The organism is uncultured Pluralibacter sp. (assembly GCF_913775985.1).
Taxonomy (GTDB): domain Bacteria; phylum Pseudomonadota; class Gammaproteobacteria; order Enterobacterales; family Enterobacteriaceae; genus Pluralibacter.
The window spans coordinates 1-9,237 of sequence record NZ_CAJYMB010000134.1 but is presented as its reverse complement, the minus strand read 5'-3'; the positions used below and the strand labels follow the sequence as shown (position 1 = coordinate 9,237).

Below are 9,237 nucleotides of genomic sequence, written 5' to 3'. Positions count from 1 at the left end.
TTTGTGGAAAGTGGCGGTTGCCCAGCAGTACCGACACCCGGCTGCGGCTGGCGGCATCTTTATCTTCCGCCGCCCTGCGCAGCTCTTCGGCGGCGCGATCGGCGGGATAAAGCGTGGCGGAGAAGCGCGGCGCCACGCTGCCGGCCCCGAGCCAAGCAAGCAGCGGCGCGTCGTGGACGTAATACAGCTTCAGCGTTGAGGTGGCCTGCAGAGTGGCGGGCAGGCCGCCGGGCAGCGCCAGAAACGCGCCTTTTTCCAGCGGGATCTTTTTGCCGTCCTGCTCCGCGCTTCCCGCCCCGTCGATAACGTACAGGATTTGAGACGTTGCCAGCGGATCGAGGGCGAGGCTGTCGCCGCTGTTAATGCGGATAAAGTTGGCCAGCAGGCCCGGCCCGGTAGCCGGCACCTCGCTGGCAAGCTCCGCAGAGAGGTCGAGCGGTACAATCCGCGTCTTGCCCGCCGCGTACAGCGACGGCGGGAAGGTATGGTAGGGAACCCGGGAGATAATTTTCGCTCCGATGGGGTTTGCGGCCTTCGAGTACTCGTAAAAGATAGCGTCGGCGCTGGCGTCAGCGCCTGCGATGGAATGACGGTCAACGGTAGTATCAGACATGGCACTTCTCCTCGGATACAAATAACCTTTTTAACCTGGCACCCTTTATCCGAAAGCTGTAGGCCGCCGCCGGCAAAACTGTTTTGCATGAATGCAGTAGCCTGCAGGCGGCCGCAGCGGGTAAGGTAGAGGCAGGCCGCGTAAAAAGGCGGCATCCCTGAACGAACATCTTGATTATCTGAAGGTTAAATATGACATCGTTACCTGCTGTTGCCGTACTGGGGCTGGGGGCTATGGGACACGCCTTTGCCGCCAACCTTGTGAAAAAGGGTTTCACCGTCCGGGGCTGGAACCGCACCCGCCAGCGCGGCGAAGATCTCATCGCGCAGGGGCTCACCCTTTGCGATAGCCCGGAAGCGGCCGTTGCCGACGCCGACGTCGTGATCACTGTCCTGACCGACGGCGATACCACCCGCAGCGTGCTCAGTGCCTGCCAGGCGCAGCTTAAACAGGGCGCTATCGTCTGTCAGATGGGAACTATTGGCACCGCGGCGACTGATGCGCTCATTGACGAGCTGGCAAACGCCCGGCCGGATGTGGTGTTTATCGACGCGCCGGTTTCCGGCTCGAAAGCCCCGGCGGAGAATGCGCAAATTGCCATCCTCGCCAGCGGCGACCGCGCCCGGGCGCAGGCCGTTGAGCCGGTCTTCGAGGCCATTAGCCGCCGCCAGCAGTGGCTGGGCGAGGCAGGTGCGGGGTCGCGAATGAAGCTGGTGGTCAACAGCTATCTTATCGGCCTGATGCAGAGCGTGGCCGAGAGCGCCAGCCTTGCGCAGGCCCTCGGCTTTAGCGCAGACGAACTGTGGAGCGCGCTGGAGGGCGGCCCGCTGGCCTCGGCCTACGCGCAAGGCAAGCTGGGCATGATTGCCCGTGACGACTACACCCCGCAGATGCAGCTTTCCCTGGCGCTGAAGGATGCGCGCCTGGCGCTGGACGCCGCCGGCGACCGGCCGCTCCCGGCGCTGGAGAATATCGCCAACCTCTGGCAGCAGGCGGCGGATGCTGGCTATGGCAAAGAGGATCTTGCCGCCGTGTTTCATTTTATTAACCGGACAACCTCCGGCGATAAATAGCGTCCCCTTTTACCGAACGTTATAAGAAAGCTGCTTGCGGCGCGGACAGTTATTCCGCGCCGATATCTCCCCCTGCATCATCTCTGGCCAGCAATATCTTTCCTGTATCTCAGACTGCCTGTCTTAACTTCTGAATACGCATCCGGCCCTATTTCTCCCGACTCCGGCACTACCTCTTTCTGATTAGATAAAGCCACAGGAAAATAAGTGAAATAGATGCATAGGCAAATCTTATTACTATTTCCTTTCTTTTTTGACCGCTTTGCCTTATATAAAAGAAGCAAAATGAAATTAAATGTCATTAGATCTTAAAAATAGAAAGGAAGTGAAGCGTCAATGGAAAGGAAATAAGGATTGTCGCTTTTGCTGCTTCACAAGTCTGAGGACGGCATTACGCTGCTTCATTCATTGGCTCAGGATGAGGGAAATGGGGACGGCAGAGTCATCGCCAGATAGCCTCAGGAGATCTGCGGCAATTTAGCGAAAGGCCTTCCGGGAGATCTGTCCGTCTGAATAATTTATACCCTAAATAATTCGAGCTGCGTCCAGCCTGAAATAGGTCGGGTATATAAAAAAGGTGCATATCATGACGTTAGGAAAACAGGCTTTTATCGTCACCGGCTGTCTGGTTTACTGTTTATCCGCGCGGGCGAATACCGTCGCGCTAAATAATACCGATCCGGCGTTAAGCCGCGACCGCACTGAACTGGCCAAAACCCCGCCGATGGGCTTTACCACCTGGTCGCGCTTTATGTGCCGCGCCCAAAAACAGCTGGCGGGAGAAGCGCAGATTGCCGCTGTCGACGGGATCTCTCCCCCTTTAAACGAAATCACCGGTCGCCCCGCCTATTCATTCCAGCATTTCATGCTGGCTCAGGCCCAGGCCATTAAATCAGCGGGCCTGCAAAAGGCCGGCTATGAATATATTAACGTTGACGACTGCTGGATGGATCAGGCGCGCGACCCGAACACCGGCGGCCTGCAGGGCGCACGCTCCTGGGTGTACGGTAACTGGGATCCGAATGCGCCCCAGAATCAGCCCGGCTTTGAGGCCGACCTGACCAACTATGCCGAATTCCTGCACCGGATGAATTTTAAAGCCGGGCTGTACAGCAGCTCCGGCTACCGCACCTGCCAGGTCTATCCCGGCTCGGCGGATTACGAGCGCCAGGATGCCGAAGCCTACGCCCGCTGGGGTATCGACTTCCTCAAGTATGACAACTGCGACTACAGCTCGCGCGACAGCCGCAGCCTCTATCAATACTGGCCGGCGTCGAGTGTTCCCAAAGCCAGCTCGCCGTATGACAAGAAAACGCTGTTTACCACCATGGCGCAGGCGCTGGCCGATGCGACCCGCGGCAGCAGCAGCAAGATCCTGTTTGCCGAATCCGCCCCGGCGGCCTGGGGGCTCAATAATGCCGGGCTGTACGAAACGCTGGCCTGGACGCCCGGCCTGGGACAGGTGTGGCGCGTCGCGGGGGATATCCGCAACTATGAAATCGACAAAAATACCAATCTGCCGGTCAGCCCGTGGGTGATGGACGGCGGATACGCGGCGGGGATTTACCCGAGCTTTGAATCCGGTCTGGCGCTGGCACGCTACACCTCGCCGGGCAACTGGAACGACATCGACCAGCTGCTGATTGGCGACAACGGCCTGAGCAACACCGAGGAGGAGAGCCAGATGGCGCTGTGGTCAATCCTCGGCTCGCCGCTGATCCTCAGCACCGACGCGCGTAAATTTGCGCCGGAGTATCTGCAGTGGCTGGCGGCGAATCCATCCCAGAACGTGAAGTGGGTTGAAGGCGACCGGACGCTTTCCGAACACCTGACCCGCTCAATTGCGATCCTGACCAACCCTGACGTGCTGGCGGTAGATCGCGATGCGCTGGGTGCACCCGGCTACCGCGTGTTGCAAACCAAAGCTTCCGGCAGTGACGGTATCGACGTTATTGCCCGCCGGCTGAAAGACGGCGCGCTGGCGGTACTGGTGCTGAATAAAGGCAGCGCGGCGCAGGATAGCTTCTCGCTGCCGCTCTCCCGTCTCGGTTTTGCCGACGCCCTTAAGCAGCAGTGCGCCATCAGCGCCCGGGACCTGTGGCGCGGCAGCGACGCGAGCCTGAGCGGCGGAACGCTGAGCACCGGCAGCCTGCCGGGGCACGGCAACAAGCTCTACCGCATCAGCGCCGCCTGCGGGGGCAGCATTCGCCCGGCGGACTCGGTGGGTGAAATCGCCCCGACGCCGGAAATCACCCAGTGTCTGACTGCCTCCCGGTCCGCCGCCGGCGCCGGTCTTGCGCTGCAGCCCTGCCAGGGCAGCGCTACCCAGCAGTGGAAGTTCGACAGCCAGGCGCACCGCGTCAGCCTCGCCGGCACCGCGCTGTGCCTCTCTTCTACCGGCAGCGGCACCCTGCAGTCCTGCAGCGCGACCGACAGCAGCCAGGCGCTGGACTACTACCAGAACGGCGCCCTGACCACCCGGCTCAACAGCGGGAAAACCCCGTCGCCCGCGGCCGGCTCGGTCTGCCTCGATGTGAACAGCAGCAATTATACCGCTGGCGGCCGCGTGACGTTCTACGCCTGCGGCGGCGGCAACCTCGTAAATGGGCTGAGCAAAACCCAGCCTAACCAGTCGTGGACGCTGCCTCTCGCGGCCCCGCTGGTGGCGGGGGTTGTACAGGGATAATCAGCGCTAAGCATAAAAAGCCGGACGCCGCGGGGCGCCCGGCTTTTTTATGAAATGGCGGGCATGAAGGCAGGCTGCAGCATTTCCCTGGCTACAACACGGAAGCGTCGCCGTATTTTGCTTATCTGATTCACAAGAATCCTTTGAGCTGCAAAAACAGTTTTCTATTATCAGCCTTCTCAGTTACGCACTTCGTTCCCATCTGTACCGTCTTTTAATGGATAACGTCTTCCAGCACACTAAATCACGAAAAGGAAATCACCATGAATCTGATGAATAATCGTGCATCGCCTGCCGTGGATGTTATATTAAAATATAATATTCCGGGGGTTATCTATGTATACAACTCGTCTGAAAAAAGTTGGCGGATCCATCATGCTGGCGGTTCCTCCCGCCGTACTGAAAACGCTGGCGCTGTCGACGGACAGCGAAGTGGGTATGACTATTGATAATGGCTGCCTGATTATCGAACCTCAGAAGCGGCCCCATTATTCGCTTGAGGAGCTGCTGGCGCAGTGCGATCCGCACGCTGAAATCAGCGAGGAAGATCGGGAGTGGATTGATGCGCCTGCAGTGGGCAAGGAGATCTTGTAAATGGAAAGAGGGGAGATCTGGCTCGTTTCACAGGATCCAATTGCCGGTCATGAGCAAAGCGGAAAACGTCCGGTACTTATCGTATCGAAGGCATCGTTTAACAAGCTGACCCGGCTACCCGTTGTCGTTCCCGTCACCACCGGCGGAAGCTTTGCACGTACCGCTGGTTTCACTGTTTCACTGAAAGGGGCGGGGACGAAAACAGTGGGTGTAATTCGCTGCGACCAGCCCAGAACCGTCGATATGGCGGCAAGGGACGGCAAGCGTCTGGAACGCATCCCTGACGCTGTGGTCAATGAGGTGCTTGCCAGGCTGGATGCGATTTTGAGGTAACGCCAGAGACGCTGAAAAACAAAAAGCCCGCTCGAAAGCAGGCTTTTCTAAATCTGGCTCCTCTGACTGGACTCGAACCAGTGACATACGGATTAACAGTCCGCCGTTCTACCGACTGAACTACAGAGGAATCGTGTGGGGGCATATGTTAGCGGCGAAAAAAGTTTTGTCAAACCCCATTTCTACGGGCCTGCGCCGACTGCTGAATTGATCGGCAGCACAGCTCTTAAAGCCACAATTTTCGGCCAATAAAATATTGCAGGTTTGCAGTTTGTACCCCATCATTTAAAACGAAGTTTCACTTTCTCTCTCTGTAAGGTCCATCTTGAACGTCATCGGCGCAGTGCGCCAGGCTGTCACCGGCACAACCTGGTATCAGAACCGCAAAAGCTATCGTGTTCTCTTCTGGCGTGAAATCACTCCACTTGCCGTTCCTATTTTTCTCGAAAACACCTGCGTGCTGCTGATGGGCGTGCTCAGCACCTTCCTGGTGAGCTGGCTGGGTGCGGATGCGATGGCCGGCGTGGGGCTCGCAGATAGCTTTAACATGGTGGTGATGGCTTTTTTTGCCGCTATCGATCTCGGCACGACGGTGGTGGTTGCCTTCAGCTTTGGCCGCCGGGAGCGGCGGCGGGCGAGGGCGGCGGCGCGCCAGTCGCTGGTGATCATGACTTTGTTCTCCATCGTGCTGGCGGCGGTTATCCACCTGTTTGGTCGCGAGATTATTGAAGTGGTGGCCGGGGCCGCCAGCCCGCACGTTAAGGATCTGGCACTCTCCTATCTTGAACTGACGGTGCTGAGCTACCCGGCGGCGGCCATTGCCCTTATCGGCAGCGGGGCGCTGCGCGGTGCGGGCAATACCAAGATACCGCTGCTGATTAACGGCGGGATGAACATCCTCAATATTATTATCAGCAGCGTGCTGATTTACGGCGCGTTTTCCTGGCACGGGCTCGGCTTCATTGGCGCCGGGCTGGGGCTGACTATCTCGCGCTATATCGGCGCGGCGGCGATTATTGCGGTGCTGGCCATCGGCTTTAACCCGTCGCTGCAGATCACCCTCAAAAGCTATTTCCGCCCGCTGAACTTCGCCATTATCTGGGAAGTCATGGGCATCGGTATCCCCGCCAGCGTTGAGTCGGTGCTGTTCGCCAGCGGCAAGCTGCTGACCCAGATCTTTGTCGCGGGGATGGGTACCGACGTTATCGCCGGCAACTTTATCGCCTTCTCCGTGGCCTCGTTGATTAACCTGCCGGGCAACGCCCTCGGCTCGGCGTCGACCATTATCACCGGCCGGCGGCTGGGGCAGGGCCAGATAGGTCAGGCGGAGCTGCAGCTGCGCCACGTCTTCTGGCTGGCGACCTTTGTGTTGACGGCCATCGCCTGGATCACCGCGCCTTTTGCCGGGCTGTTTGCCTCGTTCTACACCCATGAAGAAGATGTCAAAGAGGTGGTGAAGGTGCTGCTGTGGCTTAACGCCGCCTTTATGCCTATCTGGGCGGCGTCCTGGGTGCTGCCCGCCGGGCTGAAAGGCGCGCGGGACGCGCGTTTCGCCATGTGGGTGTCGATGTTCAGCATGTGGGGCGCGCGCGTGGTGGCGGGCTACGTGCTGGGGATCGTGCTGGGCATGGGCGTGGTCGGCGTCTGGCTGGGGATGTTCCTCGACTGGGCAGTGCGCGGCGCCTGCTTCTACTGGCGGATGGTCAGCGGACGCTGGCTGTGGAAGTATCCGCGAGTGAAAAAAACCTAAAAAAACGTGCAGGGGGGATCGCCCTGCACGCCGGGTAATCACACCCCAAGACGATCCCGAAGGCTGTAGTACGCCGCGCCCATCGCGGTGAACGGAATGCGCAGCGTCCGCCCGCCGGGGAACGGATAGTGCGGCAGGCGGGCGAAGGCGTCAAAGCGCTCGGCGTCGCCGCGCAGCATCTCTGAAATCAGCCGCCCGGCCAGGTGCGTGCAGGTCACGCCGTGGCCGCTGTAGCCCTGCATATAGTAGATATTGTTCTCCAGCCGGCCAAACTGCGGCATCCGCGAGAGCGTCAGCAGGAAATTGCCGGTCCAGCGGTAGTCAATCTTCACCCCGCGCAGCTGGGGGAAGGTTTTCAGCATGTTAGGCAACACCAGCCGCTCAATGTCCGCCGGATCCCGCGCGCCGTACACCACACCGCCGCCGTACAGCAGGCGGTTATCGGCAGTCAGGCGGAAGTAGTCCAGCAGATAGTTGCAGTCCTCCACGCAGTAATTTTTCGGTATCAGCGAGCGGGCGACCTCCGCTTCCAGCGGGGCGGTGGCGATCACCTGCGTGCCGCACGGCATGCTGCGCTTCGCCAGCGCCGGTTCCAGTTTATCCCCCAGATAGGCATTGCCCGCCACGATCACGTAGCGCGCGGTGACCTGTCCTTTTTCTGTGGTCACCACCGCCGGGCTGGCGTGGGTGATGCGGGTTACCGGCGACTGCTCGTACACCCGCCCGCCGTTGAGCCGGATCGCCTCCGCTTCCCCGAGGGCCAGATTAAGCGGATGAATATGCCCGCCGCTGTGGTCCAGCAGGCCGCCGACGTAACGATCGCTGCTGATTTCCCGGCCCAGCGCGTCCGCGTCCAGCATCTCCAGCTGCGTATTGCCGTAGCGCGTCCAGTTTGCTTTCTGCTCTTCCAGGGTTTCCAGCTGCTTGTGGTTCATGGCGACGAACAGGCCGCCCGGGCGGTAGTCGCACTCAATCCGGTAGCGCTTGATGCGCTCGCGAATGATCTCCCCGCCCTCGAACATCATGCTGCCAAGCATTTTCGCGGCTTCCGGGCCGTACGTGCGCTCGATAACGTCGATATCGCGGCTGTAGGAGTTCACCAGCTGGCCGCCGTTGCGCCCGCTGGCGCCAAAGCCGATACGTGCCGCCTCCAGCAGCACCACGTCGTAGCCCAGCTCCGCCAGGTGCAGGGCCGAAGAGAGTCCGGTATAGCCGCCGCCCACCACGCAGACGTCGCAGGTGATGGACTCGGATAAGGTGTCAAACGGGGCGTGTTGATTCGCGCTGGCGGCGTAGTAGCTGCCGGTATGTTCAGTCATGATAAGGCTCCAGGGCAATCCAGATCGTTTTCAGTTCGCTGAATTTCTCCAGCGCGTGCAGAGATTTGTCGCGGCCGTTGCCGCTCTGTTTGTAGCCGCCGAACGGCACAGTCATGTCGCCGTCGTTGTAGTTATTGATAAACACCGAGCCAGCCTTCAGGCGGCGGCTCATGCGGTGCGCCCGGGAGAGATCCCGCGTCCACACCGCGGCGCCCAGCCCGTAGTCGCTGTCGTTGGCAAGGCGCAGCGCCTCGACCTCGTCGCGAAAGCGGGTGATGACCAGCACCGGACCAAAAATTTCCTCCCGGCTGACCCGCGCCTGCGGATCGACATCCACCAGCAGCGTCGGCCCAACCGCCGCCGGATGTCCGCCGCTGCGGCCGTCCAGCGCCAGCGTGCCCTGCGCCGCGCCGGCGTCGATGGCGCCGAGCACGCTGTCGGCGTGGTCGCTGTCAATCAGGGTGCCCATGGCAGTGGCGGGATCGAGCGGGTTGCCCGGTCGCCAGTTGGCGGCCTCCGCCTTCAGCAGGGCGATAAAATCGTCAGCAATGGACGCTTCTACCAGCAGCCGCGTGCCAGCGATGCACACCTGTCCCTGGTTATAAAAGATCCCCGCGGCAGAAGCGGCGGCGGCCTTCGCCAGATCCGGGCAGTCGGCAAACACGATATTGGCGCTTTTTCCGCCCGCCTCCAGCCAGACGCGCTTCATGTTGCTCTCTCCGGCATCTTTCAGCAGCTGCTTGCCGGTGCGGGTCGAGCCGGTGAAGGTCATCACGTCCACGTCCGGATGGCGCGAGAGCGCCTGCCCGGCCTCTTCGCCAAAGCCGGTGACCACGTTGAGCACGCCGTCCGGCAGCCCGGCCTGCTTC

General features: G+C 60.5%; 7 protein-coding genes, 1 tRNA gene and 1 pseudogene. 5 read left to right on the top strand and 4 right to left on the bottom strand.

Features of this window, described 5'->3' with window-relative positions; genetic code table 11:
• Positions 1-613, bottom strand: a pseudogene (locus QZ766_RS16585) (hypothetical protein); the annotation flags it as partial.
• A gap of 191 nt (positions 614-804) precedes the next feature.
• Here QZ766_RS16585 and QZ766_RS16580 point away from each other — a divergent pair.
• From QZ766_RS16580 to QZ766_RS16565, 4 genes are all read left to right on the top strand, one after another.
• Positions 805-1,686 carry an NAD(P)-dependent oxidoreductase gene (locus tag QZ766_RS16580; protein ID WP_297203863.1) on the top strand — a complete coding sequence of 294 codons (882 nt, stop codon included), beginning with the start codon at positions 805-807 and terminating at the stop codon, positions 1,684-1,686.
• A gap of 586 nt (positions 1,687-2,272) precedes the next feature.
• Positions 2,273-4,372 (top strand): alpha-galactosidase, encoded by a 2,100-nt coding sequence (locus tag QZ766_RS16575; RefSeq protein WP_297203861.1) that lies wholly within the window; start codon positions 2,273-2,275, stop codon positions 4,370-4,372.
• Positions 4,373-4,708: 336 nt separating this feature from the next.
• Positions 4,709-4,966: an antitoxin gene (locus QZ766_RS16570; protein WP_297203860.1), complete on the top strand. Its 258-nt coding sequence runs from the start codon at positions 4,709-4,711 to the stop codon at positions 4,964-4,966.
• On the top strand, positions 4,967-5,299 hold the full coding sequence (locus QZ766_RS16565) for a type II toxin-antitoxin system PemK/MazF family toxin (RefSeq protein ID WP_297203858.1): 333 nt from the start codon (positions 4,967-4,969) through the stop codon (positions 5,297-5,299). It begins immediately after the preceding gene.
• Positions 5,300-5,353: 54 nt separating this feature from the next.
• On the opposite strand, the gene QZ766_RS16560 is transcribed toward QZ766_RS16565, so the two are convergent.
• Positions 5,354-5,429, bottom strand: a tRNA-Asn gene (locus tag QZ766_RS16560).
• Positions 5,430-5,621: 192 nt separating this feature from the next.
• On the opposite strand from QZ766_RS16560, the gene QZ766_RS16555 reads away from it, so the two are divergent.
• Positions 5,622-7,049: an EmmdR/YeeO family multidrug/toxin efflux MATE transporter gene (locus QZ766_RS16555; RefSeq protein WP_288422199.1), complete on the top strand. Its 1,428-nt coding sequence runs from the start codon at positions 5,622-5,624 to the stop codon at positions 7,047-7,049.
• Positions 7,050-7,087: 38 nt separating this feature from the next.
• On the opposite strand, the gene QZ766_RS16550 is transcribed toward QZ766_RS16555, so the two are convergent.
• Complete coding sequence (locus QZ766_RS16550; RefSeq protein ID WP_288421838.1) at positions 7,088-8,368, bottom strand: FAD-binding oxidoreductase; 1,281 nt, start codon at positions 8,366-8,368, stop codon at positions 7,088-7,090.
• On the bottom strand, positions 8,361-9,237 hold an 877-nt coding region (locus QZ766_RS16545), incomplete at its 5' end, for an aldehyde dehydrogenase family protein (protein WP_297203855.1). The genes QZ766_RS16550 and QZ766_RS16545, both read right to left, overlap by 8 nt.